The sequence below is a fragment of the Microbispora sp. NPDC088329 genome (assembly GCF_040685655.1).
Taxonomy (GTDB): domain Bacteria; phylum Actinomycetota; class Actinomycetes; order Streptosporangiales; family Streptosporangiaceae; genus Microbispora.
Genome location: NZ_JBFBIP010000028.1, coordinates 1 through 25870, shown reverse-complemented (window position 1 = coordinate 25870; position 25870 = coordinate 1). Strand labels below are relative to the sequence as shown.

Here is a 25870-nt window from a genome sequence, read left to right as displayed (position 1 = left end):
CGCCTGGAGCCACGCTCGCCGGATAGGACTCCCTAGGTCAGGGCGAGAGCGTTGTCCTCGGACTCGCCCGTCTCTTCGCCGAAGCCGGGGACCCAGCGCACGACCTCGTCGCGGAAGCGTGCCGTGGCGCCGAGCTGGCACAGCACGCCGACGCCGGCCGCGTGCACGCGGTGGATCAGCACGTACGACGCGGGCAGGTTGAGCTGGCGGACCACGTTGTTGGGTCTCAGGTCGGCCACGGTCGCCGCCTGCTCCCGCAGCCACTCCCTGCTGAAGGCGAACTCCTCGACCCGGGTCGGCTCGACGTACGGCGCGAGGAAGGCCCGCAGGGCGTCGACGTCGACCTCGATGTGCGGGCGGATGAACCCCTCCGCGCGCAGCCCGCGTACGACGGTGTCCATGTCGCCCTGGTTGAAGATGCGGGTGAGCCTGCCGAAGGCGACGGGGTAGCCGTCGGGCATGCGGTTGACCGCGCCGAAGTCCAGCACCCCGAGCCGCCCGTCCTCCGTCAGCCGGAAGTTGCCGGGATGGGGGTCGGCGTGCAGCATGCCGACCCGGGCCGGAGAGCAGAACAGGAAGCGGACGAACAGCAAGCCGGCGTGGTTGCGCTCCTCCTGCGTCCCCTCGCTGATGATCTTGGAGAGCGGGGTGCCCGTCATCCACTCGGTGACGAGGATCTGCTCGTTGGCCGCGAGGACCGCGGGCACGTGGAAGTCCGGGTCGTCGCGGAACTCCTCGGCGAACGCGTGCTGAGCCTCGGCCTCCTTGAGATAGTCGAGCTCCTCGGACACCCGCTCCTTCAGCTCGGCCAGGACCGGTTTGATGTCCAGCCCGGGAAGCAACGCGCCGAAGAGCTTGCCGAGTCGCGCGAGCTGGTTGAAGTCGGAGATCAGGGCCTTGCCCGCCCCCGGATACTGGACCTTCACGGCGACCGGGCGGCCGTCGTGCCACACGGCGCGGTGCACCTGCCCGATGGACGCCGCGGCGCTCGGCCGGTCGTCGAACTCCAGGAAGTTCTCCCGCCAGTCGTCGCCCAGCTGCTCGGTCAGGACCCGGTGGACGGTGGCGGCCGGAAGCGGCGGCGCGGCGTCCTGCAGTCGCGTCAGCGTCGCCCGGTACGGCCCGGCGATCTCGGGTGGCAGCGCGGCCTCGAAGATCGACAGGGCCTGGCCGAGTTTCATGGCCCCGCCCTTGAGCTCGCCGAGCACCTTGAAGATCTGGTCGGCTGTGCGCCGCTGGATCTCCTGCGTGACGATGTCCGCGGAGGCGCCACCGAGCCGCCTGCCCAGTCCGAGCGCGGTGCGACCGGCGAACCCGAGGGGGAGCGTCGCGAGCTTTGCCGAGCGGGTCACGGCACGGTGGGGAAGGTCACTCACATGACCATTGTCGGCGATGAAGAGTGCTTTCGACCACAATTTCCGATCGCCCGACCGCCCCGGCTTCGGCAGTGGCGAGCCTCTCGGGGAAATAGGCGGTCTATGACATTGGTCACAGCGTCGCTGTCGTGACGGGAGTTTCCGGTGAAAGGTGTGCCGGGCCGCACCGCGGTTCGCGCGAGCCGGGTCAGGCGGAGCCGGCCCGGGCCGTGCGACCGGGGGTGCGCGTGACCGGCACGGGCTCCTCGGCGAACCGGGCGGTCCGGGGGTCCCGCTCGTCCCCGAAGCGCCGGGTGAGGACGCCGTACAGCTCCGGCCGCCGTCCCTGCAGCCACCGGCGGCCGGTGGACAGAGGCAGCATTCCGAGGTCGAGATCGGCGACGACCATGTCGTCGGCGGCGGCCCAGGTCTCCTCCAGGACCCTGCCGTACGGGTCGAGGATCATGGCGTTGCCCGTGCGTACCTCGTCGTCGTCCTGGCCGATCCCATTGCTGAACAGGACGAACAGGCCGTTGTCGTGGGCGCGCGCGGGCAGCCACCGCATCAGCCACTCGCGTCCGTTCGGCCCGCGCAGCTCGGCCTCGATCGCCTCCGGATCGCTGAGCCTGCGCCGCCACAGCTCCGCCGGAATCGGCCGCATGCCGTGGGGGCTGCGGGAGGCGGTGCCGCCGGTCTGGTGCGGCGCGAGCAGCACCGAGGCGCCCATCAGCGCGGTCGCCCGGACGTTCTCCACCAGATTGTTGTCCCAGCAGATGAGGACGCCCGCGCGGAAGCCCCAGGGCGTGTCGAAGACGGTGTAGGAGTCACCGCTGTCGATGGCCTCGTGCTCGAACGCGTGCAACTTCCGGTGGCGGTGGACGCGCCCGTCCGGCAGACAGACCGCGTAGCTGTTGAACAGCCGGCCCTTCTCGTCGATCTCCAGGAAGCCCGCTCCCACCGCCATGCCGTGCTCGACCGCCAGCGCGCGCACGACGCCGACCGACGGTCCTGTCAGGGGCTCGGCCAGCTCACGCAGCCGCTCGGCGGTGTGCCGGCGCAGGTGCCAGTAGCCCAGCACGCACATCTCCGGGAAGGTGATGATCCGCACCCCGTCGGCCGCGGCCGAGCGGACGAAGTGCTCGATCCTGCTCAGGTTGTAGGCCTTGTCGTCGGGCCGGTGCTCGAACTGCACGGTCGCGCACCGCACCGTCTTCGCAGCGGTCCCGTCCTCCGTGACCTGTCCCATCTCGTCCTCCTGATCGTCTCGGGACCACCAGGACATCCCAGACCGCTTCGATTCGTCCAATGAATGTTCTTCGCACTTCCATAGGATCAGGGAATGGATCTGAGCCTGCTCCGCGCGTTCGTCACTCTCGCCGCGCACCGCAACTACGGCCGCGCGGCGCGGGATCTCTCGGTGACCCAGCCCACCTTGACCAAGCAGATCCAGTCGCTGGAGGCGCGGGTCGGCGGCAGGCTGTTCCACCGGGGGCGGCACGGGGCCACGCTGACCGATCTCGGTGTCCTCCTGCTGCCGGACGCGCACGATCTGCTGCGCCGGGCCGACGCCCTGTCCGCGCGGATGGCCGGCATGGCGAACGGTGCGCTCGGGAGGCTGGCGGTCGGCTTCGGCCTGTCGAGCATCGACCTGGCCCCTCGCGCCGTGGCGGTCTTCCGGCGCCGTCACCCGCAGGTGAGCGTGACCTTGGACGACATGTCCTCGCAGGCCCAGATCGAGGGGCTGGAAACGGGCGAGCTCGACGTCGGCTTCGTCCGGCTCCCGGTCGGCGACGAGTGGGAGCACCTGACGATCGGCACCGACCGGCTCGCACTCGCGGTGAGCGAGCGGCACGGTCCTCCGCCTTCCACCGCTGCGGACCTTCCGGGGTGGGCCGCGACGCACGGCGTCATACGGCTGGCCGCGGCCCGGGGGCCGGGGCTCGACCGGCAGGTCGACCGGCTCCACGCCGCCGTGGGCGTCCGCCCGGACGTGGTGCAGGAGGCGCATGACCTGCAGACCGTGCTGGCACTGGTCGCGGCGGGAATCGGCGTCGCGTTCGTGCCGGCCGGCGCCGCCCGTATCGCGCCGCCGACGGTGACGATCACTCCGATCGACCATCCGGCCGCGGTCTGGCGGATCGGCGTCGCCTGGAACGGAGCGCGTCGCACCGCCGTGATCCGCAACTTCCTTGAGGTGGTCCGGGAGGTCTGCGCCGTCTGAGTAGCCCGTCCTGGGAGGTGAAGCGGCGGTGACGGCGGTTCACGCCGTCCGGCCGGGAGCGCGCGGCGCGAACACGGCCGGGACCGGGTCGCTCCGGACACAGCCGCACCGGTCGTGCGCGTCCAGCCGGCGGTGCCGCCAGCGCCACCCGGGCGACACCTCCAGCAGGCCGTCCGGCACGCGCCCCTCGTCGAGGTAGGCCAGGGCCTGACCGGCCGCCTGCGCCGCGACCAGGCAGGACAGCACGACGTCGCAGGCGATCTCGCCCGCCGGGTAACCCCCGAGCAGGGCGCCCACGAGCGGCCAGGACGGGTCGCGGTCACTGCGGGTGAGATCGAGGCAGCGCAGGCAGGGGGTGTGCCCCGGGACGACGAAGGGCCCCACCGAGCCGTGTCCCTCGAACGCGCAGACGAGCAGGTGCGGCACGCCCTCGGTGACGACCTCGTGGACCAGCGTGGCGTCGAGCGGGTCGGCGGGCGCGAGGATCACGAGGTCGGGGCGCACTCCGCCGTCGGACAGGCGGGAGGCCGCACGGCCGGGCCAGGCGTTGACGGCAGGGGAGACCCGCCGGGCCGCGAGCACGGCGGCGTCCTCGCGGGTCATCCCCGTCTCGGAGCGGCCGATTCCGCCCGGGACCACGTCGCCGCCGGTGGCCGTGCCGGGATCGACCACGCAGATGTGGCCCACGCCGGCGGCGGCGAGCAGGGTGACGACCCGTGCGCCGACCCGGCCCGCGCCGTACACGCGGACCCGGGCCGCCCTCCGCGCCGACAACGCGCTCATGCCGCCGTCGGTGGAGGTCAGCGACAGCCGGTCCAGTTCGGGACGCAGCCGGTCCCGCTCGGCCGCGGGCAGGTCGGCGACGGGTTCCGGCCGGGCCCCGGCGTCCTCGATCAGGCCGTGCGCGGCGAGCCGGGCGACCACCTCCTCGGCGGACGCCTCGTCGAGGCCGCTGCCGGCCACCGCCTGCCGGAGGGTGCGGGTGCCGTCCAGGCCGTCGATCAGGCGACGTACGGGCGGCTCGACGCCGGTGAGCACGACGGCCCGCAGCGGATGGACGCCGAACTGGAGCGTGCGGCCGTCTCGTTCGACCCGGCGCAGGACGGGCTTGAGTCGAGGTCTCATAGTCGCCAGACCTTGCCATACGCCGGACGCGCCGGGCGCCGGAACCAGCGGGGCTGTGGATAATTACCGGGGTGATCGTGGTTGATGAATATCCGCAACCCCGTAGTTTTCACGCCCGCAAGGTCACGTTCGCCCGATTGACCAGGGAGAACGTCTATCACCCCCTGTGGAATTCGGCGCGTGTCGGCTACCTTTCATATGTGCCCCCCGAGACAGTCGAGGTTCGTCGGAGCGCACGACGGCGGCGAACCGTTTCCGCGTACCGCGATGGAGACAAAACCATCGTGTTGCTTCCGGCTGGTCTGAGCACGACCGACGAGGAGCAGTGGGTGCGCCGCATGCTCGACCGCCTTGCGGCCAAGGAGCAGCGAAGACGCCCGAGCGACGACGACCTGCTCGAACGGGCGACCGAGCTGTCCGCGCGTTACCTCGACGGCAAGGCCGTGCCGGCCAGTGTGCGGTGGGTGGAGAACCAGCTTCACCGGTGGGGGTCGTGCACGCCCGACCACGGGACGATCAGGCTGTCGGCCCGGCTGCGGGGCATGCCGGCCTGGGTGGTCGACTACGTCATCATGCACGAGCTCGTCCATCTGCTCGTGCCGAGTCACGGCCCGCGTTTCTGGGCCCTCGTGGAGCGCTACCCCCGGGCCGAACGCGCGAGGGGCTTCCTGGAGGGCTTCTCGATGGCGGCCAACGGCTCCCCGGAGGAGTGTTGACCCGGATCGCCGCGGTGCTGGTCACGCCGGGCATGGCGGACGCGGCTCCCCCCGGTGTCGACCCCGCCGGGTTCCTGACGGCGATGGCCGAGGACACCTACGAGATGGTCGCCGGGCTCGAACTGGTGCGGCCGGTGATCCTGTCGGCCGGCGTGCCGGGGCTCGAGGACATCGCCTGGCCGGGCACGCCCGTCCTGCCGATCGCCTCGCCCGCCGACGCCTTCGCGGCGCTGCCTCCGGAAGAGGAGGCGGTGGTCGTCAGCGCCGACGCGCCCGACCTGCCTCCCCTGCTGATCGGAAAGCTCTTCCGGGAGCTCGGCCGGGCCCACCTCGCGGTCTGCCCGGCGGAGGGCGGCGGCGCGGTCGCCGTGGCGGCGCGACTGCCGGTCCCCGAGTGGGCCGCGCCCGATCTCGACGAACCCGACATCGTGGCGGCGATGCGCCGCCGGGCGCCCGGACCGCGCATGGTCGCCACCGGTCCCGGCTGGCACCGGCTCAGGCGACCGCGCGACGTGGCCCGCCTCGACCCCGGCCTCGAAGGCTGGGACAACACCCGCGCCCTGCTGACCTGAGTCCTGCCCGGAGGAGTCACAGGCTCCGGGGCAGGCGGAGCTCGGCGAACAACGCCCGGTGATCGCTGCCCGGGACGGTGTGGACGGCGGTGCTCACCGCCGACGCCCTCTCGTCGTACAGCACGTGATCGATCGTGATCAACGGCGGATAACGCCTGCCGGCCGGCCACGTGGTGGCCAGGCCGTCGCCGGTCGCGTCGGCCGCGTCGGCGTAGCCCCGCCCGAGCACCGCGCGCAGGGCCGCGTGGTCGAGGCTCGCGTTGAAGTCGCCGGCCAGGACGCGTACGACGCCGGGGGACGCGGCGGGCAGCGCCGCCAGCTCGGCGTTCCACTGCGCGGCGTCCGCACCGCTCAGGGGCGCGAGAGTGTGCACGTCGACGATCTCCACGGGCGGCCCCGACGGCAGGGCGAGCCGAGCCCTCGGCATGTTGTGGCCGCCTTCGGGCGCGAAGTCGGGGGCCTCGGTCAGGGGGTGACGCGCGTAGATCCCGCTGCCCGAGGGCCCGGGCCCCGCCTCCAGACGCCGGTACGGCAGGAGCCTCTCCACGCCCGCCGCGTCCAGCGCCTCGACGGCCTTCGGAGTGAGCTCCTGAGTGTTGAGCACGTCCGGCCGGAGCCTGCGTACGAGGTCCACCACGGTCGCGGCGTCGCCCGCGCCGAAGAAGAGGTTGACCGTGAGGATCCGCAGCGACGGCCCGCCGGCCGTGGGGGTCGAGCCGGCCGCGCGAGGCAGGACCACGGCCGCCAGGAGCACCGACGCCGCCCCCGCCACCGCGATCACGGCCGGGCGGCGGGCGGCCAGCGCGATCGGCACCGCCAGGAGCGACGCGGCCGCGACGTACGGCGTGCCCGTCATCAGCGCGACGCCGGCTGCCGAGAGGCGACCGGCGCCGTCGAGACCGGCGAGCCGGGCCGCGGCCCAGACCGCGAACGGCGCCACCGCGACCCACGCCAGGAGCGGGGAGACCCGGAGCTTCCGGCGCGGGGGAGAGACGATCTCGCCGCCCACGTCAAGCTTGGTCATGAGGCGACACTAGCCACCGATCTCGAAAGACGGTGTCAGGGTGCCGTGCACAAACGGTGCAGACGTCAGGCGCGGCAGAGTGATCGGGCGCGGCGGGCCAGGCGCCGGGTCGCCTCGTCGCTCAGTTCCGGGATCTCCTCCACCGGGAACCAGCGCAGGTCGAGGGACTCATCGCTGATCACCGCCTCGGCCTCCGGCGGTGCGACCGCGGCGTACTCGACGTCGAGATGCCAGCTGTGCGGCGGGTGGCACCAGACCTTGTGCCGGTCGAGGGCGAGCGGTCCGTCGAGCAGGGTCAGCCCGGGGATGCCCGACTCCTCGGTGGCCTCGCGCAGGGCGACCTGCGCGAGCGTGGTGTCGGACACCTCGCAGTGCCCGCCCATCGGCAGCCACATCCCGGCCTTGGGATGCAAGGTCAGCAGAACCCGTTCGCCGTCGTGGGACAGGACGGCCGTCGTCGCGGTGAGGTGGCCGGGGACGCACTCGCGCCACATCGCGTCCTCGTGGTCGCGCAGGTGCGTCAGGAACTCCTCACGGAGCCGCTCCTCCTCGGGGGTGGGCGCGACCCATCCGGCCAGTACGGCTTGCGCGTCACGGTGCAGGCTCACCGGCGCAGCCTACCGGCAGACGGCGAACCTAATCGCCGGTCTCCCCGCCGGAGCCGGGCTCCTTGCGCTCCCCGGGCTCCTCGCGCTCCGCGGACTCCTCCAGGGCCGACAGGTCGAACTCGGCCTCGCCCTTCACGAACGACTGCGGGTCGTCCAGGTCGTCCGCGGTGGGCATCAGGTCGGGGTGACCCCAGACGGCGTCCCTGCCCTCGATCCCGCGCTCGTCGCCCAGTGCCCTCCACAGGGCGGCCGCCTCACGCAGCCGTCTCGGGCGCAGCTCCAGGCCGACCAGGGTGGCGAAAGTGCGCTCGGCCGGGCCGCCCGTGGCGCGGCGGCGCCGTACGGTCTCGGCCAGCGCGGCGGCGGACGGCAGCTTGCCCTCCGCGGCGGCGTCGACCACCGTGGCCACCCAGCCCTCGACCAGCGCGAGCGCGGTCTCCAGCCGGCTGAGCGCGGCCTTCTGCCGTTCGGTCTCCTCGGGCTTGAGCAGCTCGCCGCCGCCCAGGACCTCCTGGATCCGCTCGGGGTCGCTGAGGTCGAGCCCCTGAAGCTTGTCCTGCAGCGCCGACACGTCCACCGTGATGCCCTGGGCGTACTCCTCGACCGCGCCGAGCAGATGCGCCCGCAGCCACGGGACGTGCTGGAAGAGCCGGTGGTGCGCGGCCTCGCGCAGCGCGAGGTAGAGCCGGATCTCGTCCGAGGGCGTCTCCAGGCCGCTGCTGAAGGCGGCGACGCCTCCGGGCAGCAGGGCCGCGGTGTCGGACAGGGGCAGGCCGATGTCGGAGGAGCCGACCACCTCGCGGGCGAGCGAGCCGAGGGCCTGGCCGATCTGCTGGCCGACCATCATGCTGCCCATCTGCTTGAGCATGCCCATGAGCGGACCGGCCATGGCCTGCGCCTCGGGCGGCAGGCCCGACCCGCCCAGCGTGCCGCCCATCGTCTCCACCATCTGGGCGGCGACGGGATCGCACAGCTGCTTCCAGACCGGGACCGTCTTCTCGATCCACTCCGACCGGCTCCAGGCCTGCGGGGTGGTCACGCCGCTCGGCAGCGTGGTCACCTCGTTGAGCCACAGGTCGGCCAGGTTGAGGGCCTCGACGATCTGGCGTCGCTCGCCCTCCATGACGCTCGGATCACCCTCGGCGACCACGGCGTGCCGTGCGATGTTCTTCGCCATGTCCCAGTTGACGGGCCCGGCCTCCGGCGAGGCCGACAGCATGTCGGCGAACTGCCGCATGGCCGCGGCGATCTGCTCCGGGCTGCCGAACATGGCGAACGGATTGTCGTTGGGGTCGTTTTCGCGACCTGGCAGGTCAGTCACCGCGCCACCTCGTGCAGGATGGAGGAGTCCACATCCGCCACGTTATCCGCCGTGGGGCGGATCAGTGCAAAGTGAGGACCTCGTGCCTACCTCGAAACGCCCGCGTCCCCCCGTCGTCGCCGTCACCGGCGCCGCCTCCGGTCTCGGCCGGGCGTTCCTCGCGAAGGTGGCCTCGTCTGCGGATTTCCGCCGCGTGGTGGCCATCGACGACCAGCGCGGCGACACCCCCGACGTCACCTGGCGGGTCCTCGACATTCGTGATCCGCTCTTGGCGAACCGGATCTCCGATGTGGACGTCCTGGTTCATCTCGGCACCGACGAGTCGCTCGACTCCGACGCCGCCGAGCGCCGCCGCTACAACCTGCGGGCCGCCCAGACCGTGCTCACGGCCTGCGCGGCGGCGCGGGTGCGGCGGGTCGTGCTGGTGACGAGCGCGATGGTGTACGGCGCCGCCGCCGACAACCCGGTGCCGTTGCCCGAGGACGCCCCGGTCGCGGCCGAGCCCGACACCGGCCTGGTGGGCGACCACCTGGAAATCGAGGCCCTCGTACGGCGGTCGCTGCGGGCGCACCCCGGCCTGGAGGTGACCGTGCTGCGGCCCGCCGCGCTGGTCGGGCCGGGCGTCGACACCGTCATCACCCGCCACTTCGAGGCGCCCCGGCTGCTCGTGGTGAAGGGCTGCCTGCCGCGCTGGCAGTTCTGCCACGTCGACGACCTGGTGTCCGCGCTGGAGACCGCCGCCCTGGGCAGGGTCGGCGGGGTCGTGGCGGTCGGCTCCGAGGGCTGGCTGGAGATGGAGCAGGTGGAGGAGATCTCCGGCCTGAAGCGGTTCGAGCTGCCGGCGGGTGTGACGTTCGGCACGGCGCAGCGGCTGCACCGGCTCGGCATCACGCCGACCGCCGCGACCGACCTGCACTACGTGGTCTACCCCTGGGTGGTCGACGGCGTGGCACTGCGGGAGGCGGGCTGGAAGCCGGCCTGGACCAACGAGGCGGCCCTGCGGGAGCTGCTCGAACTCAGCGAGGGCAGGCACGCGGTCGTCGGCCGCCGTCTGTCGGGCAAGGAGGCCACGATCACCGCCGCGGGCGCGACCGTCGCGGTCATCGGCACGGCCGCCATCGTCCGCGCCGCCCGCCGCAAGCGCCGCACCTGACCGGGCTCAGGTACTAACCTCGGTGGCGTGGACGTCATCCGATTGCTGGGCATTCGCGATACCCCGCTGTCCGTGGACGAGGTGCTGCGCGCGGTGGAGGACCACGCCGCCGGGGGCACGGCGGTCTTCGTCGGCACCGTGCGCGAGCAGGACGCCGGCAGGCCGGTGACGCTCCTGTCGTACTCGGCGCACCCGTCCGCCGAGGAGCACCTGCGCAGGGTCGCGGAGAAGGTGGCGGGGGACTTCCCGATCACCGCCCTTGCGGCCGTCCACCGGGTGGGCGACCTGCGGCTTGGGGAGATCGCCGTCGTCGTGGCGGCCGCCTGCCCCCACCGCGGCGAGGCGTTCGAGGCCTGCCGCAGGCTGATCGACGACCTCAAGCACGAGGTGCCCATCTGGAAGCACCAGGTGTTCGCCGACGGGGGCGCCGAGTGGGTCGGCGCCTGCGACTAGCGCCTTTGGAACGCATAGGGGCCGGAACGCATAGAGTTCGTCCATGTCCCGACGCGCTCTGACCCTGCTGGTCGCGGGTTTCCTCACCCTCGCGCTGGCCGTGATCGGTGCCATGCTTCCGGTGCCGTACGTCGTGCTGAGCCCCGGCCCCACCGAGAACACGATCGGCGATGTCAAGGGCAAACCGGTTATCACGATCTCGGGCCACGACACCTACCCCACGCAGGGCAGGCTGAGCCTGGTCACCGTCGCGTACCAGGGCGGTCCGGACAACCGCCTCGACCTGCTCACGGCGCTGCGCGGCTGGCTCGACCCGACGATCGCCGTGGTGCCGGAGGAGACGCTGTTCCCGAAGTCCACCTCGGCCAAGCAGGTCGAGGAGCAGAACACGCAGGAGATGACCGACTCGCAGCAGTCGGCCACCGCCGCCGCGCTGAACGCGCTCAAGGTGCCCATCGAGAAGGTGGTCACGGTCGACCAGACCGACAAGGGGACGCCCGCCGACGGGAAGCTCAAGCCGGGCGACGAGATCACGGCGGTGGACGGCACGGCGGTGGGCGAGCTCGAGTCCGTCGCGGCGTCCGTGCAGGGCCACAAGCCGGGCGAGCAGGTGACGTTCACGGTGAAACGCGACGGCGCCACGACCGAGGTGCCGGTCGGCACCGTGGCGGGCAAGGACGGCAAGGCCAGGGTCGGCGTCCAGATGCGTTCGGGCTACCGGTTCCCCTTCAAGGTCGACATCAGCGTCGGCGAGGTCGGCGGGCCGAGCGCGGGCCTGATGTTCTCGCTGGGCATCTACGACAAACTCACGCCGGGGGCGCTCACCGGAGGCATGTCGATCGCCGGCACCGGCACGATCGACCCGGCCGGCAAGGTCGGCCCGATCGGCGGGATCGAGCAGAAGATGGTGGGCGCGCGCCGGGCCGGAGCCACGGTCTTCCTCACCCCCGCGGACAACTGCGCCGCCGCCGTCAAGGCCGCCCCCGCGGGCCTGCGCCTGGTTCGGGTCGAGACGCTGGACGGCGCGATCAGAGCGATCGACTCCCTGCGCGACCACTCGGGCGAGGTCCCCTCCTGCCCGGCCGCTTGACCGTACACCTCGGGCACGATGGTCCTGACCTGCCCGTCTTGCCGTGCGCGGCGTCGTTATAACGATCAGATCCGTTACCACGACCACGCCCGTCGCGGTGTAGGTTTCCAAGCACGGACCGTTGCCCCATCGACAATCCTGGCCCTGACAATCTGAGACAAGGGGTTGAGCGTTGAGCTTCCGGAGCCCCGGAGCCGGACGGGCGGTGCGCCTGCCGCGACGGCCGCGCCTTCTGATACCTGTGCTGATCGCCGTCGTGGCGATCGTCGTGTTACTGCTGGTCTTCTCGGGGATCTACACCGACTACCTCTGGTACGACTCGGTGGACTTCTCCTCGGTGTTCTCCACGATGCTGCTCACCCAGGTGCTGCTGTTCGTCGTGGGCGCCGTCCTGATGATCGCCATCGTGGGCGGCAACATGGTGCTCGCGCACCGGACCCGCCCGATGTTCGGGCCGGGGATGTTCGGGGCGCCGCAGGGCGCCGACCGCTACCGGGTCGCCCTCGACCCGCACCGGCGGCTGGTCTTCCTGGTCGGCATGGGCGTGCTCGCCCTGTTCACCGGATCGTCCACGTCCGGGCAGTGGAGGATCTGGCTGCAGTTCGTGAACCGCGCGCCGTTCGACGAGAAGGACGCGCAGTTCCACCTCGACCTGTCGTTCTTCGTGTTCACGATGCCGTTCCTGCGGATGCTGCTGAACTTCCTGTTCACGGCCGTGATCCTGTCGATCCTCCTGGCCGCGGTCGTGCACTACCTGTACGGCGGGTTCCGGATCTCCTCTCCCGGCGGTGCGCACGCGACCCGGGCCGCCCGGGTCCACCTGTCGGTGCTGCTCGGCGTGTTCGTCCTGCTCAAGGCCCTGGCCTACTGGCTCGACCGGTATGACCTCGTCTTCTCTGCCCGCGGCTTCGTGCACGGCGCCTCCTACACCGACGTGAACGCCGTGCTGCCGGGCAAGGGGATCCTCGCGGTCATCGCCCTGATCTGCGCGTTGATCTTCTTCGCGGGGGTCGTCAGGCCGGGCGGGATGTTCCCCGGCGTCGCCTTCGGGCTCCTGGTCCTGTCCGCGATCCTGATCGGCAGCGTCTATCCGGCCCTCGTGGAGCAGTTCCAGGTCAAGCCCAACCAGCAGGGCAAGGAGGAGACCTTCATCGCGCGCAACATCGCCGCGACCCGCGAGGCGTACGGCGTGCAGGACGCGAAGGTGGTGCAGTACCAGGCCCAGGGGACGCCCCCGAAGGACGGCGCCGCCACGGACACCACCGTGTCGGGCGTGCGGCTGCTCGACCCCGCGCTGGTGGCCAAGACCTTCCAGCAGAAGCAGCGGATCCGCGGTTTCTACGACTTCCCCGACCCGCTCGACGTCGATCGCTACAAGGACGCGAGCGGGACGGTGCGCGACCACGTCGTGGGCGTGCGCGAGCTGACCGGGCCGCCGGGCGAGCAGGACAACTGGATCAACCGCCACCTCGTCTACACCCACGGCTACGGCTTCGTCGCAGCCCCGGGCAACGAGGTGGACGGCGAGGGCCTGCCCGCCTTCGACGCCAAGGACATGCCGGTCGCCGGGTCCCTCCCCGCGTCCGCCGGCCTGAAGGAGCCCCGGGTGTACTTCGGGGAGGAGGGCACCGACTACGTCGTCGTCGGGGGTTCGCCGAACAAGCCCATGGAGCTCGACTACCCGGAGAGCGCGGGCACCGGCCAGCAGGACACCAGCTACACGGGCAAGGGCGGCGTCCCGCTCGGCTCGTTCCTCAACCGCGTGCTTTACGCCATGAAGTACGGGGAGAAGAACCTGCTGCTGTCGGGCGACATCAACGACCAGTCGCGGATCCTGTACGACCGGAACCCGGCGGCGCGGGTGGCCAAGGTGGCGCCGTTCCTCACCCTCGACTCCGACCCGTACCCCGCGATCGTGGACGGCAGGATCGTGTGGATCGTCGACGGCTACACGACGAGCAACGAGTATCCGTACTCGCAGAGCCGCAGCCTCGGTGACATGATCAAGGACACGGCGACCAACCCGCGTGCCATCACGCCGCAGCCGCGCGACCAGATCAACTACATCCGCAACTCGGTCAAGGCCACGGTCGACGCCTACGACGGCACGGTGACGCTGTACGAGTGGGACTCGGCCGACCCCGTGCTCAAGGTGTGGGAGAAGGCGTTCCCCGGCCTCGTCAAGTCGAAGGACCGCATCGGGGAGCAGCTCAAGGAGCACCTGCGCTACCCGGAGGACCTGTTCAAGGTGCAGCGCGACATCCTGTCCCGCTACCACATCACCGACGCGCGGTCCTTCTACAGCGGCCAGGACTTCTGGAACGTCCCCGACGACCCGTCGCCGACGGAGAAGAACGTCAAGCAGCCGCCGTACTACCTGTCGGTCACGATGCCGGGCGAGTCGACGTCGTCGTTCTCGCTCACGACCACCTTCGTGCCCAAGCAGGGGCCCAACCTGGCGGCGTTCATGGCGGTCAAGGCCACGCCGGACGGCAACGGCGCCCTGCAGATCCTGCGCATGCCGGCCAACACCACGATCTCCGGACCCGGCCAGGTGCAGAACACCTTCGCCAACCGGTTCGCCGGGGAGCTCAACATCCTGGGGCTCGGTAAGGCGCAGATCCTCTACGGCAACCTGCTGACGTTGCCGTACGCGGGCGGGCTGGTCTACGTGGAGCCGGTGTACGTGCAGGCGCCGGCGGGCGCCGGGCAGGAGCCGTACCCGATCCTGGCCCGCGTGCTGGTGATGTTCGGCGACCGGGTCGGCTCGGCCGACACGTTGGAGGAGGCGCTGAAGCAGGTCTTCGGCGGGGCGCAGAACCCGACCACTCCGAACACCCCGACCACGCCGCAGAAACCGTCCACGAGTGACACCGGCGCGCTGTCCTCGGTGGCCGCCAAGGCGCAGCAGGCGTTCGCGGACGCGCAGAAGGCGCTGTCGGCCAACCCGCCCGACTGGCAGGCGTACGGCGAGGCGCAGAAGGCGCTCAAGCAGGCGCTGGACGACCTGGGCAAGCTGCAGGGAGGCGCCGCCCCGGCGGCGACGCCCTCGCCCGCCGCCATGGCGAGCGGCAGTCCCAGCCCGGGTGCGAGCGCCAGTCCGAGCGGTCCACCGGTCAGCGCGACTCCCAGCCCCGCACCGAGCGGCTGACCCCTTCCGGAGCCCCGCGTCCCCACGGGCGCGGGGCTCCGGTTTGCCTCCCGCGCGATGCCGGGATAGGGTCGAAGTGTCGACGCGGGGTGGAGCAGTTCGGTAGCTCGCTGGGCTCATAACCCAGAGGTCGCAGGTTCAAATCCTGTCCCCGCTACCAAATGGAAACCCCCGAACCCATGGGTTCGGGGGTTTCCTGCTGTCTGCCGTGATTTTCTGACCCGTCCGGTGAGCCGCCGTCGTCAACGCGTGGTCGCGGTCCTGCCGCGGAAGGTGCGCCGGTAGGCGTGGGGCGTGATGCCCAGACGCCGTGCGAAGTGGTGACGCAGGGTGTCGATCGAGCCGAACCCGGACCGCTCGGCGATGGTGGCGATCGGCTCGTCGGTGTTCTCCAGATGCCGCTGGGCCAGCAGCAGGCGCTGCTCGGTGAGCCACTGGAGCGGCGTGGTGCCGATCTCCTGCTGGAAGCGGCGGGCGAAGGTGCGGGGTGACATGTGCGCGCGCCTGGCCATGCACTCCACCGTCAGCTCGCGATGGAGGTTGGCCTGCAGCCACACCAGCAGCGACGCCAGCGCCCCCGCACCCCGTTCGGGCTCCGCGCGCTTGATGTACTGCGTCTGGCCCCCGTCCCGGTACGGCGGCGCCACCATGCGCCGGGCGATGTCGTTGGCGACGGCGCTGCCCTGCTCCTTGCGCACCAGGTGGAGACAGGTGTCGATCCCGGCCGCGGTGCCGGCGCCGGTGATGACCGGGTCCTCGTCGACGAAGAGGACGTCCAGCTCCACCCGGGCCCGCGGGAAGCGGCGCGCGAGTTCGTCGCCGTAGCGCCAATGCGTGGTGCAGCGGCGGCCGTCCAGCAGACCGGCCTCGCCGAGCAGAAAGGCGCCGGAGCAGATGCTGAGCACGCGGGAGCCGCGCCGCACCGCGGCTCGGAGCGCTTCGAACAGTTCCTCCGGGTGCCGTGTGCGCGGATCGTGGGCCGGGACGCCGATGAGGTCGGCCGACGCCAGCCTCTCCAGCCCGTGCGGCGTCTCGACCCCGAAGCCGTGCCTGGTCCGCACGCTCGTCCCCGTGGGGGAGACGACCGCGAAGTCGTACGCGGGCAGGCCGTCGTCGCTGCGGTCGATGCCGAAGACCTCGCAGAACACCCCCAGCTCGAAGGCGTGCCCGCCGTCGAGGGCGAGCACGGCCACGTCACGCAGCATCGGGCTGCTCCTTCCGGGGATACGGCCGCGGCGCCCCCGCGTCGCGGAATGGCAGGAATTTCAGCCTACTGGGCATTCCTGCCTCTCCCCGGGCCGGGATCGCGGCTGGGAGGGTGGTGCCCAGGAGGCCGGCCCACCGGCCGCACGCGGAGCGGCGAAGCCGTGGACGCGCCCCTTCTCACCATCGACAGCTGGGCGGAACCGATGAGCGACACCTTCACCGTTACCGAGGAGACGTCCGCGAAGGCGGCTCAGATCCTGCGCGGGCTCGCGCTCGACGAGGACCTCAAGTGGCGGGTGCCGGCGGATCCCGTGCTCGGCCCGCTCGCCCGCAGGGTTGCCCGGCGCTTCGTTGCCGGGGAGAGCGTCGAGGCCGCGCTGGAGCGGGTGACGGAGGTCATCGCGAGCGGGCACCGGGCGAGCCTCGAGTACATGGGCGAGAGCTGCCGCGATGCGCGGCGAGTCGTGGCCGAGACCGGCGTGTTCGTCGACGCCGCCATGAGGCTCGCCCCGGGAGTCTCGATCTCCCTGGACCTCTCGCACATCGGCCTGGCCGTCGGCGAGGATCTCGCCTTCGACAACGCCGCCCGCATCGCCGAGGCCGCCGCGGACACCGGGCGCGAGTTGATGATCTCGGCGGAGGGCACCGGCCGCACCGACGCCGTCCTGTCGGTGCACCGCCGCCTGTGCGAGCGTTTCGCCCACGTGGGGATCACGGTTCAGGCGCGGCTGCATCGCACGGACGCGGACCTGCGGGCACTGCTGGACCTGCCCGGTCGCATCCGCCTGGTCAAGGGCGCCTTCCTGGAGCCGGAGAGCGTGGCCTACAGGCGGGAGGATCCGGCGCTGGGCGCCGCTTACCTGCGCTACGCGGAACTGCTGGCCGACTCGGAGCACCCGTGCTCGTTCGCCACCCACGACTGGGAGCTCATCGGGCGAATCGACCGGCATCTCGGAGGGGCGGGGCACGACGGCGCGCCGTGGGAGTTCGAGACCCTGCTCGGCCTCGGGCGCGACCGCCTCGACGCCATGGCGGCGAAGGGCCATCCCACCCGTGAGTACGTCGTCTTCGGCACCGAGTGGTGGCTCTACGTGTGCAACAGGCTGGCCGAGGACCCGCAACGCCTGCTCCAGGCCGTCGTCGACGCGGCCTCTCCGGACGTCCGCCCCGCGGCCGGCGGCGCGGTTCCGTCAAACGATTTGGCACCTGTGCCCGGCGGCGGGTAAGGTTGTGAACACAACGACGCGGGGTGGAGCAGTTCGGTAGCTCGCTGGGCTCATAACCCAGAGGTCGCAGGTTCAAATCCTGTCCCCGCTACCAAGAGACGAAGGCCCGGCCTCCGGAAACGGAGACCGGGCCTTCGGTCTTTCGCGGGTCCGGTCCGGCACAACCGCCGGCCTCCCGACAGGAGTAGCGCATGATCACGTTGGATCGCCTGGTCAACGTGCTGGGCGCGTACGGCGTGCGGCTGTGCGGACGGCCCGACAGGCGCTCGGCGCGGCTGCGCAGCGTGGCGATACCGGACGCCACCGACGGCCGGGTCACCGGTGACGTGCTCGTGGCCGTGGGAGCCGGGTCGGTGACCGAGGCGGTGCGGTGGGCGGCCGCGGCGCAGGCCACGGTGGTCCTGGTGCGGGCGGGCGCCGGGAGCGAGCGTGAGGCCGCCGCGGCCGGTGAGGGCCTGGATGTCTCCGTGCTCCTGGTCGACCCCGCGGTCTCGTGGAGCCAGCTCGTGGGCGTGGTCTACGGCCTGGTGCTGGAAGGGCGGGAGACCGAGTCGGGGCGGGGGCCCACGGACCTGTTCGCGCTGGCCGACAGCCTGGCCGACGCGGTCGGGGGCGCCGTGACGATCGAGGACCCGCTGTCGCGGGTGCTCGCGTACTCCCGCTCCCAGCAGGCGGGCGACCCGGCGCGGCTGGAGACGATCCTGGTGCGGCAAGTGCCCGAGCGGCTGCGTGAGGTCTTCCGGGCGAGAGGGGTGTTCGCCCGCCTGACGGCGACGGACGAGCCGATCTTCGTCGAGCCGGACCCGCGGCACGGCATGACCGGGCGGATGGCGGTGGCGGTGCGAGCCGGCCGCGAGCTGCTCGGATCCGTGTGGGTGACGTGCGGCAGCCCCCTCACCGGGACCCGGCACAGCGCCCTGGCGAACGGCGCGCGCACCGTGGCGTTGCACCTGCTGCGCTCCCGGGCGAGCGCGGACCTCGAACGTCAGGTGGAGTCCGACCTGGTCGTCCGGCTGCTCGAAGGCACCGCCGACGCCGCGACCCTGGTCAGCCGGCTGGGGCTGCCCGCGCGCGAGATGCGGGTCGTCGCGGTGCGCACGCACACCGCCGAGGAGCCGCACGCCATGCTCCTGCTGGCCTTCGAACGCGCCACCACCGGGTTCGGCTGGTCCAGGCCGGGGAGGAGCACGCTGCTCGGCGACACGCTCTACACGATCCTGCCGGACGCGGGGGTGGCCGCCGCGCGGGAATGGGTGGCCGCGCTGGGGGCCGGGCTGCCGCCCCGGGTGCGGGTCGCGGCCGGGATCGGCGCGGTGGCGCAGGCCGCGGATCTGCCGGCCGCCCGCCGGGAGGCGGAGGAGTGCCTGGCGCTGCACGAGAGGGACAGGCCCCCCGCCGGGCCTATAGATGGGCCGCCGGCGTACGACGAGTCCTGGGACGACATCCTGCTGCAGCGGCTACGCGCGGCGGCGCGGGCGGGGCGCGTCCCCGCACGCGGACCGTTGAGCGCGTTGCGCCGGCACGACGCCCTCCACGACACCCACTACGTGGCGACGTTACGGGCGTGGCTGGAGGCCCAGGGCGATCTCGCCGTCGCGGCCGAACGACTCGGCGTGCATGCGAACACGGTGCGCAACCGGCTGCGCAGGATGGGCGAGGTGACCCCGCTGAACCTGGACGACCCGCGCAAGCGCCTCGCCATGGTCATCACCTTGGCCGCGGAGGACGACTAGGAGGTTGTCCGGAGCCCACAAGAAGGGCGCCGCGATTGTGCGGCCGCCACAACCGTCCGCGCCGCCGTACGGGCCATCCTGACGGGGAGAACAGTCTCCTGGTGTGGAGGTGGGGCATGACCGGCGCCGAGCGGATCGACGGCTGGCCGCGGTCGGTGATCGTGGTGGGTGCCGGCATCGTGGGCCTGTCCACCGCGTGGTTTCTGCAGGAACGCGGTGTGGAGGTCACCGTGGTCGACCGCCGCGGCGTGGCGGCGGGCGCGTCGTGGGGCAACGCGGGCTGGATCGCGCCGGGCCTGGCCATTCCGCTGAACGAGCCCTCCGTGCTGCGCTACGGCCTGCGCTCGCTGGTGAATCCGGCCGCGCCGCTGCACATCCCGGCGACCGTCGACCCGGGACTGTGGGCGTTCCTGACCCGCTTCGCCGCCAACTGCCGGTGGTCGTCGTGGACCCGGGCGGTGCGCGCCAACCTGCCGCTCAACGACGAGTGCGTCGAGGCGTACGAGGTGCTCGCCGCCAACGGCGTGGCCGCCCCCGTCGAAGACGCGCCGATCACCGCCGGGTTCCGCACGCCGCGCCAGGCCGAGGGCCTGCTGCACGAGCTGCGCAGGATGGCCGAGGCCGGGCAGCCGGTCGACCACACCCCGCTGGGCGCGCGGGAGCTGGCCGAGACCGTGCCGCTCGCCTCGCAGGCCCTGACCGCGGGTGTGCGCATCGACGGGCAGCGCTACGTCGACCCCGGCCGCTTCGTGCACGCGCTGGGCGAAGCCGTCGTCGCCCGGGGCGCCTCCGTGGAGACCTTCGAGGTCGCGGACGTGCGCACCGACAACAAGAAGGTCGTCGTGGTGGCCCGCGACGGCGCCGCCCTGTCCGCCGACGCGGCGGTGCTGGCCACCGGCGCCTGGCTGTCCCGGCTGGCGGGCCGCTGGGGCGTACGCGTCCCCGTGCGGGCCGGCCGCGGCTACTCGTTCACGGTCCCGGTGGACCACCCCGTTCCCGGCCCGATCTACCTGCCGGACGTGCGGGTGGCGTGCACGCCCTATCAGGGTGGGCTGCGCGTCGCGGGCACGATGGAGTTCCGCGACCCCGACGCCCCGGCCGTCGAGGCCCGGCTGCGGGCGATCATCGCCTCGGCCCGCCCCCTGCTGCGCGGCGTGCGCTGGGAGGAACGCACCGACGTCTGGGTCGGCCCCCGGCCGGTCACGCCGGACGGGCGTCCGCTGATCGGCGCGACCGACGCCCCGGGGATCTACGTGGCGGGCGGGCACGGCATGTGGGGCCTGGCCCAGGGCCCGGCCACCGGACGGCTCGTCGCCGAACAGATCACCACCGGCAAGCAGCCGGCCGCCCTGCGGGAGTTCGACCCGCTGCGCTGATCGCGTCCCAGCGGGAAGCGGCACCACCCGGGGGCCCTGTGATCGGCCGGATCACAGGGCCCGCAGGCCGTTGATCACCTCGCCGAGGAGCTTCTCGGTGGGGAAACGCGCGACGTTGGCGGGTGGGCGCACCTGTACGAGACCCTGCTCGTGGAGGTCGCCCACCAGCACCCGCACGACGCCGAGCGGCAGGTCGATCGCCGCGGCGATGTCCGCCAGCGACGCCGCGCGGGCGCACAGGCTGAGGATCATCCACTGCTCGGGGCCGAGACTCACGGGCGTGGGCCCGCCGGTCGCGGTCACGATGGCGACGAGGTCGATCTCCTGGCTGGACGGTCGCACGCGTCCGCGGGTCAGGGCGTAGGCCGGCACGACGGGCCCGGCCTCCTCGTCCAGCCATTGGTCCTGCATGCGTTCCGTCACTTCCGGTCCTCCTCGCCGGTGTTCTCGTTTTCCTGCGGCCCTCGTTTCAACGAGGCGAGGATGATGTCCTCCGGAGTGACCTCTCCCGAGACGAGACGGGCGAGGTCGGGATCCTTGGGACCGACCATGAGCGTGGACGGGATCAGCACGATGGCGGTCGTTCCTCCGTAGGGCGAAAGCCGCAGGGTCACGCGGATGTCCCGCCGCGCGGCCAGGCGCGCGACGACGAACAGCCCCATGCGCTCGGTGTCCGCGATGTCGAACTCCGGTGGGTCGGCCAGGCGCTCGTTGAGCTCCGCGAGCCGCTCCTTGGTCATGCCGAGTCCGCGGTCCTCGATCTCGACGGCGAAGCCCATGCCGACGACCTCGCCGCGTACCAGCACGGACGTGCGCGGCGGCGAGAAGGCCGTGGCGTTCTCGATCAGTTCGGCGATGAGGTGGATGACGTCGGCCACCGCGGAGCCGTCGAGCCCGTGGTCCTCCATGGGCAGCACGTTCACCCGGGCGTAGTCCTCCACCTCGGCCGCGGCCCCGCGCACGACGTCGTACATCGGGACGGGTTTGCGCCAGGCGCGGCCGGGGGCGTTGCCGGACAGGATGATCAGGCCCTCGGCGTGGCGGCGCATGCGGGTAGTCAGGTGGTCGAGCCGGAACAGCTCCTCCAGCATGTCCGGGTCGGTCGTGTGGCGCTGCATGCCGTGCAACTGGGCCCGCTGCCGGTGCAGCAGCGTCTGGCTGCGCCGCGCCAGGTTGAGGAAGACCTGGCTGACACCCCGCTGCAGGCGAGCCTGCCCGACGGCGGCCTCCACCGCGGTCTCCTGGACGGTCGAGAAGGCTCGCCCCACGTCCTGGATCTCGGCGGTTCCGCCCGTGGTCCGGATCGGGGGCGCCTCGACGGCCACGTCGACGTCGTCGCCCCGCTTGAGCTTGGCCAGCAGTTCCGGCAGCCGCTTGTTCGCGAGGTCGAGCGCGGCCTGCCGCAGGCCGGCCAGCTCGCGGGCGAGGCGTCCGCCGACCCGCAGCGAGATCAGGATCGAGGCGATGACCGCGAGGAGGCCGAAGCCCCCGGCCAGCACGGCCCGCCGCAGGATCGCGTCGGCGATCGGCGCGGCGCGCTGGGCGAGCAGGGCCGCCGCCTCGGTCTGCGTCTTCTGGAACGACTCGGCCAGGTCGTCGGAGGTCGACTGCCACACCCTCTGCGTACGCGCCGAGAGCTTGGGCGCCGAGATGATCTGCTCCTCCTGCAGCCGCAGCCGCTGGTAGAGCGGAGTGGTGATCAGGTTGACGTGGAGCTGGCGCAGACCGGCGTCCAGCTCGGGCAGGGCCTGGTCGATGAGGAACCGGCGGTTGCCCACGAGCTGGGTGAACAGCTTGCGCTCCTCGTCGGTGAGACCGCCGGACGCCGCGGCGCCCGCCTCCAGCGCCTGCTCCCGGGTCAGCAGCTCGTTGGCGTATCCCAGCGAGATCACCACACGCGACTGCTGGTAGAGCGGGATGTCGTCGATCAGAGCCAGGCTGTGGTGCATGCGGTAGATCGCGTCGCTGACCAGGTTGTAGGTCTCGATGGCGCGCAGCCGTGACGCGAGCCTCTCGTCGATCTCCGTGCGGATCTCGTCGATGCGGCCGAGTCCCGTCAGCATCTCGTCGACGCGCCTGCGCATCGCCGCTGTCGTGGCCGAGCGGGAGCGGTCGGACAGGGCCAGCGCCCGGACCTTCTCCCTGGTCTTGTCCGTCCGCTGACGCTGAAGGACCATGACGTCGCGGTCGCTCGTCTGGTGCGAACCGAGGTATCGGGCCGTGGTCAGGCGCTCGGCCTGCAGATCGACGATGAGAGTGTCGGCGGGCCGCCGCAGAGTGGACCACAGCGTGTCGTACGTACGCAGGCTCAGGCTGTCGCCGATCGTGACGCCGGCGGTGACGACCCACAAGACGATCAGTGAGAAGAGGGGGACGAGCAGCAGGCCGACGAGCCGGGACCTGATCGGCCGGTCACGCCTGCGCGGACTCATGGCACCTCGCCCAGTGAGGCAGAAGCCTCACATAAACCTTTTTTGCGACAGAGATAGAGATTAGCAGCGCGTGAGCCGGTTGAGGGCTCTGTGATCGGATGGCCGAAAATATCGTGTCCAATCGTGATCTTGCAGTAGCGTCGATCATGGTGGACATGGAAAGGACCCGCACGCATGCGCCGTTTTCTCGTGCTGGGGATGATGGCCGTGCTGGCCCTCGCGGGCTGCGGCGGGGGTGACGAGGTCCAGGAGATCTCGGCACCCAACCTCCCGTCGGCGAAAGACTCCACCTTCGTCTACCTGCACCATCTCGGCATCGTCGCCGACTGGGACCCGGCGAGCTCGTACTCCGGCGAGGTCGTCGCGATGGAGAACATCTACGACTCGCTGACGACGTACAACCCCAGGACGCGGCGGGCGGCGCCGCGCCTGGCCGAGCGGTGGCAGACGTCGCCCGACGGCAAGGTCTGGACGTTCACGTTGCGCAGCGGCGTAATTTTCCACACCGGGCGGCCGGTGGACGCCGACGCGGTGAAGGCGTCCATCGAGCGGACCAAGCGGATGGGCGCCGGGGCGGCCTACATCTGGGACCCCGTCCAGCGGATCACGGTCAAGGACCCGCTCACCGTGGAGTTCCGGCTCGAGTACGCCGCCCCGCTGGACCTGATCGCCTCGGCCGACTACGCCGCGTACATCTACGACACGCGGGCGGCGGGCTCGGGCGACCTCAAGAAGTGGTTCCAGGCCGGCCGTGACGCGGGCTCGGGGCCGTACACAGTGGCGAGCTGGAAGAAGGGGCGGGAGAAGGAACTGATGCTGCGCGCCTTCGACCGCTACTGGGGCGGCTGGGACGGCCCGCACTACCGCAACATCGAGTTCCGCGTCACCCCCGACCCCGGCCGGGCGTACCGGCTGCTGCTGAGCGGCGAGGCGAGCTACGTTCAGCGGCTGAGCCCCGAGCTGTTCCGCCGGGTCAGCGCGACCCCGGGCGTTCGCACGCTGCAGGTGCCGTCGTTCCAGAACCTGCTCATGCTGTTCAACACCGCCTCCGGCCCACTCGCCGACATACGGTTACGCAAGGCGGTGCAGAAGGCCGTCGACTACGACGGCCTGATCACCCAGCTGCAGGGGGCGGTGGCGCCGGCCCCCGGTCTGGTGCCCGAGGGACTGCTCGGTCACACGCCCGGCCTGACCCAGAAGCAGGACCTCGCCGGAGCGTCCGCGCTGCTCACCGAGGCGGGATACGGCCCCGGCGGCAAGCCGCTGCGGCTCACGCTGACCTACGCGCAGGGGGACGACGACGAGGAACTGCTGGTGCGTACGCTCAAGCGCGCGCTCGCCGAGCTGAACATTCAGCTCGATGCCAAGGCGATGCGCTGGGAGGAGCAGCGAGACCAAGGCAAGTCCGCCGACCAGGCCAAGAGTCAAGACATCTTCGTCATGTACTGGTATCCGGATTACGCCGACGCGTACTCGCTGTTCCTCAACTTCTTCCACAGCGCCGGACCGGTGTCCTCCAACCTCGCCTACCTGAAGAGCGGGGACGTCGACGCCAAGATCGATCGTCTGCCGTCACTGGCGACGAACAGCCGATCCTCCGCCGAGAGGGCGTACGCCGACCTCCAGCGTGGCCTCATCCAGGAGAAGGCGGTGGTCGCGGTGCCGTGGGTGCTGACCTACCGGCGGGCCTATCTGGGCAACGTCCAAGGGCTCACCGACAACCCGGCCTACCCGGGGGTCGTCTTCGTGCACGAGCTCACCCCCGGCGGCTGAGCCGCGGGCGGTGGGGTCAGCCCCGCAACCTGCGGCTCATTCCGCTGCAGTGGGGACCGCGGGCGGTGCGGGGCCGCCGCGGCGGCGTCTCGTCGAGGGGGGAGAGCATGGCCTGCGCGGCCGCGGCGTCGGACAACACCCGCTGCGCCTGCTCGTCATCGGGAAGCTGATCGGGAAGCTGACCATGCTCGGCCAGCTCGTGCCGGAGGAAGGTGAGCGGTGCCGGGTGCCCGCCGGCGTCCGCGGCCACGGTGGCGCGAGCGGCGACCAGCAGGGCGAGATAGTGCGAGCGCAGGATCGACTCGCGCGATCGCAACTGCTCCAAGTCGTCCAACAGGGAGTGCACGAGCTCGAGCAGGTCGCCCGGGCGCGGCGGCTCGGCGGTGATGTGGGCGCGGATGTCGTCGAACTCCGACCGCATGATGATGGCCACCTCCAGCGACGGAAGTCCGGGCGGCCGGGTTGGCGCCGTACGGGGACTTCCGCATCGTGTTCGTAGCGCGGGGCGATTGCGAGCGGCTTGACGTTCGGTTGCGTGGGAAGGCGACGGCCCACCAGAGCCGTCGCGGAACGCGGGGGACGACGGCCACCCACGGCTTTCGTCCCTCACGTCGTGCCTCCCCGATCTTCCGTGCCATGCCGGCGTGATCGCCGCGGCGCTAAGTAGATGCCTGAGAGCGGGATCTGGTTGTCCCTACCCGCTCGTACGTTTTGCGGTGTACGGCACGCGGAGGAGCATCGCGACGATGACCTGCGGGAATACCCGCAGGCGGCCGGTGTGTTGGGACAAAACGATGCCCGGCCCTCCCCGGGACGGCCAGGCGGGAATAGTCGTGCGGTGTGTTGAACGCTTCGACGCCCGGCCTCCCTCGCCGGTGCGAAGGGGAACAGCCGCCGCAGCGGGGCCGGTCGTTCTCAAGTTGGGTCATGGCGGTGCCGGACCCTGGTAATCTTCTGGTGTCGGCGCGGTTCGGCGCACTCCTTCTCGATCACTTCGGTGGTTGTGTTGTGTGTGCGGGCTGGTCGCCGGTGCTTCTCTTCTTTGTGGATCTTCTGGTTCGGTGGTTTTGCGCCGGGCTGGGGGTTCGGGTAAGTTAGAGGGGTTGCCCCGGAAACGGGGTGGTCGAATTCCTGTCGGTCGGCGGGTTTCGGGTCAAATAAGTCCCGGTGGGGCGGATTTGACACGGAAGAGCCGGTCGGGAAGAATTAAGACCAGCAAGACAAAAGAAAAACAAACGGTGAAACGCCCCGGAGCGTGGGACCTTCTCGGAAGGTTTCGGGTGATGGTGGTCGCGTCCGTTTCTTGAGAACTCAACAGTGTGCTAAAAGCCAGTG

22 protein-coding genes and 2 tRNA genes are annotated in these 25870 nt (G+C 71.5%); 13 read left to right on the top strand and 11 right to left on the bottom strand.

What is annotated here, in order from left to right; all coding sequences use genetic code 11:
• Positions 1-32: 32 nt before the first annotated feature.
• The gene (locus AB0O28_RS35165; RefSeq protein WP_363646900.1) at positions 33-1376 is read right to left on the bottom strand and encodes an AarF/ABC1/UbiB kinase family protein; all 1344 of its coding nucleotides are present in this window, start codon (positions 1374-1376) and stop codon (positions 33-35) included.
• Positions 1377-1563: 187 nt separating this feature from the next.
• The gene (locus AB0O28_RS35160) at positions 1564-2601 is read right to left on the bottom strand and encodes a nitrilase family protein (protein ID WP_363646899.1); all 1038 of its coding nucleotides are present in this window, start codon (positions 2599-2601) and stop codon (positions 1564-1566) included.
• A gap of 93 nt (positions 2602-2694) precedes the next feature.
• Between AB0O28_RS35160 and AB0O28_RS35155 the strand changes: the two genes are divergently transcribed.
• Positions 2695-3576 (top strand): LysR substrate-binding domain-containing protein, encoded by an 882-nt coding sequence (locus AB0O28_RS35155; protein ID WP_363646898.1) that lies wholly within the window; start codon positions 2695-2697, stop codon positions 3574-3576.
• Between the two features lie 39 nt (positions 3577-3615).
• On the opposite strand, the gene AB0O28_RS35150 is transcribed toward AB0O28_RS35155, so the two are convergent.
• Positions 3616-4701, bottom strand: coding sequence for a ThiF family adenylyltransferase (locus AB0O28_RS35150; RefSeq protein ID WP_363646897.1), 1086 nt, complete (start codon positions 4699-4701; stop codon positions 3616-3618).
• Positions 4702-4901: 200 nt separating this feature from the next.
• Here AB0O28_RS35150 and AB0O28_RS35145 point away from each other — a divergent pair, with 200 nt between their 5' ends.
• Positions 4902-5417 carry a M48 family metallopeptidase gene (locus AB0O28_RS35145; RefSeq protein ID WP_363646896.1) on the top strand — a complete coding sequence of 172 codons (516 nt, stop codon included), beginning with the start codon at positions 4902-4904 and terminating at the stop codon, positions 5415-5417.
• Positions 5411-5989 carry a hypothetical protein gene (locus AB0O28_RS35140; RefSeq protein WP_363646895.1) on the top strand — a complete coding sequence of 193 codons (579 nt, stop codon included), beginning with the start codon at positions 5411-5413 and terminating at the stop codon, positions 5987-5989. The genes AB0O28_RS35145 and AB0O28_RS35140 overlap by 7 nt, the downstream gene beginning before the upstream one ends.
• A 16-nt stretch (positions 5990-6005) precedes the next feature.
• Here AB0O28_RS35140 and AB0O28_RS35135 read toward each other — a convergent pair whose 3' ends face one another.
• From AB0O28_RS35135 to AB0O28_RS35125, 3 genes are all read right to left on the bottom strand, one after another.
• Positions 6006-7013: an endonuclease/exonuclease/phosphatase family protein gene (locus AB0O28_RS35135; protein ID WP_363646894.1), complete on the bottom strand. Its 1008-nt coding sequence runs from the start codon at positions 7011-7013 to the stop codon at positions 6006-6008.
• 65 nt (positions 7014-7078) lie between these two features.
• Positions 7079-7621: an NUDIX domain-containing protein gene (locus AB0O28_RS35130; RefSeq protein ID WP_363646893.1), complete on the bottom strand. Its 543-nt coding sequence runs from the start codon at positions 7619-7621 to the stop codon at positions 7079-7081.
• A gap of 28 nt (positions 7622-7649) precedes the next feature.
• Complete coding sequence (locus tag AB0O28_RS35125) at positions 7650-8891, bottom strand: zinc-dependent metalloprotease (RefSeq protein ID WP_363646987.1); 1242 nt, start codon at positions 8889-8891, stop codon at positions 7650-7652.
• A gap of 133 nt (positions 8892-9024) precedes the next feature.
• Between AB0O28_RS35125 and AB0O28_RS35120 the strand changes: the two genes are divergently transcribed.
• The 5 genes from AB0O28_RS35120 to AB0O28_RS35100 all read left to right on the top strand — a co-directional run bounded on the left by AB0O28_RS35120 (position 9025) and on the right by AB0O28_RS35100 (position 14949).
• Positions 9025-10095, top strand: a complete 1071-nt coding sequence (locus AB0O28_RS35120; RefSeq protein WP_363646891.1) for an NAD-dependent epimerase/dehydratase family protein — start codon at positions 9025-9027, stop codon at positions 10093-10095.
• 27 nt (positions 10096-10122) lie between these two features.
• Entirely contained in the window at positions 10123-10548 is a 426-nt protein-coding gene (locus AB0O28_RS35115) for a molybdenum cofactor biosynthesis protein MoaE (RefSeq protein WP_363646890.1), read from the top strand.
• 43 nt (positions 10549-10591) lie between these two features.
• Positions 10592-11638: a PDZ domain-containing protein gene (locus AB0O28_RS35110; protein ID WP_363646889.1), complete on the top strand. Its 1047-nt coding sequence runs from the start codon at positions 10592-10594 to the stop codon at positions 11636-11638.
• 232 nt (positions 11639-11870) lie between these two features.
• Positions 11871-14789 (top strand): UPF0182 family protein, encoded by a 2919-nt coding sequence (locus AB0O28_RS35105; protein WP_363646986.1) that lies wholly within the window; start codon positions 11871-11873, stop codon positions 14787-14789.
• Positions 14790-14872: 83 nt separating this feature from the next.
• Positions 14873-14949, top strand: a tRNA-Met gene (locus tag AB0O28_RS35100).
• A gap of 82 nt (positions 14950-15031) precedes the next feature.
• Here the strand turns inward: AB0O28_RS35100 and AB0O28_RS35095 are convergent.
• Positions 15032-15994: a helix-turn-helix domain-containing protein gene (locus AB0O28_RS35095; RefSeq protein WP_363646888.1), complete on the bottom strand. Its 963-nt coding sequence runs from the start codon at positions 15992-15994 to the stop codon at positions 15032-15034.
• A gap of 162 nt (positions 15995-16156) precedes the next feature.
• Between AB0O28_RS35095 and AB0O28_RS35090 the strand changes: the two genes are divergently transcribed.
• The 4 genes from AB0O28_RS35090 (at position 16157) to AB0O28_RS35075 (ending at position 20330) form a co-directional block, all read left to right on the top strand.
• On the top strand, positions 16157-17221 hold the full coding sequence (locus AB0O28_RS35090) for a proline dehydrogenase family protein (protein WP_363646887.1): 1065 nt from the start codon (positions 16157-16159) through the stop codon (positions 17219-17221).
• Between the two features lie 17 nt (positions 17222-17238).
• Positions 17239-17315 (top strand) — tRNA-Met (locus tag AB0O28_RS35085).
• 97 nt (positions 17316-17412) lie between these two features.
• A complete protein-coding gene (locus tag AB0O28_RS35080) occupies positions 17413-18954 on the top strand; it encodes a helix-turn-helix domain-containing protein (protein WP_363646886.1) in 1542 nt (513 codons plus the stop codon).
• A gap of 116 nt (positions 18955-19070) precedes the next feature.
• Positions 19071-20330, top strand: coding sequence for an FAD-dependent oxidoreductase (locus tag AB0O28_RS35075; RefSeq protein WP_363646885.1), 1260 nt, complete (start codon positions 19071-19073; stop codon positions 20328-20330).
• Positions 20331-20381: 51 nt separating this feature from the next.
• Here the strand turns inward: AB0O28_RS35075 and AB0O28_RS35070 are convergent, their stop codons facing one another.
• On the bottom strand, positions 20382-20753 hold the full coding sequence (locus AB0O28_RS35070; protein ID WP_363646884.1) for a DUF742 domain-containing protein: 372 nt from the start codon (positions 20751-20753) through the stop codon (positions 20382-20384).
• Positions 20750-22762, bottom strand: coding sequence for a nitrate- and nitrite sensing domain-containing protein (locus tag AB0O28_RS35065; RefSeq protein ID WP_363646883.1), 2013 nt, complete (start codon positions 22760-22762; stop codon positions 20750-20752). Before AB0O28_RS35065 ends, AB0O28_RS35070 begins: the two co-directional genes overlap by 4 nt.
• A gap of 174 nt (positions 22763-22936) precedes the next feature.
• Between AB0O28_RS35065 and AB0O28_RS35060 the strand changes: the two genes are divergently transcribed.
• Entirely contained in the window at positions 22937-24535 is a 1599-nt protein-coding gene (locus tag AB0O28_RS35060) for an ABC transporter substrate-binding protein (RefSeq protein WP_363646882.1), read from the top strand.
• 16 nt (positions 24536-24551) lie between these two features.
• Here AB0O28_RS35060 and AB0O28_RS35055 read toward each other — a convergent pair whose 3' ends face one another.
• Together AB0O28_RS35055 and AB0O28_RS35050 are read right to left on the bottom strand one after the other, a co-directional pair.
• Positions 24552-24956, bottom strand: coding sequence for a hypothetical protein (locus AB0O28_RS35055; RefSeq protein ID WP_363646881.1), 405 nt, complete (start codon positions 24954-24956; stop codon positions 24552-24554).
• A 732-nt stretch (positions 24957-25688) separates the two neighbouring features.
• Positions 25689-25870: hypothetical protein (locus AB0O28_RS35050; RefSeq protein ID WP_363646880.1), on the bottom strand; the 182-nt coding region annotated here is incomplete at its 5' end.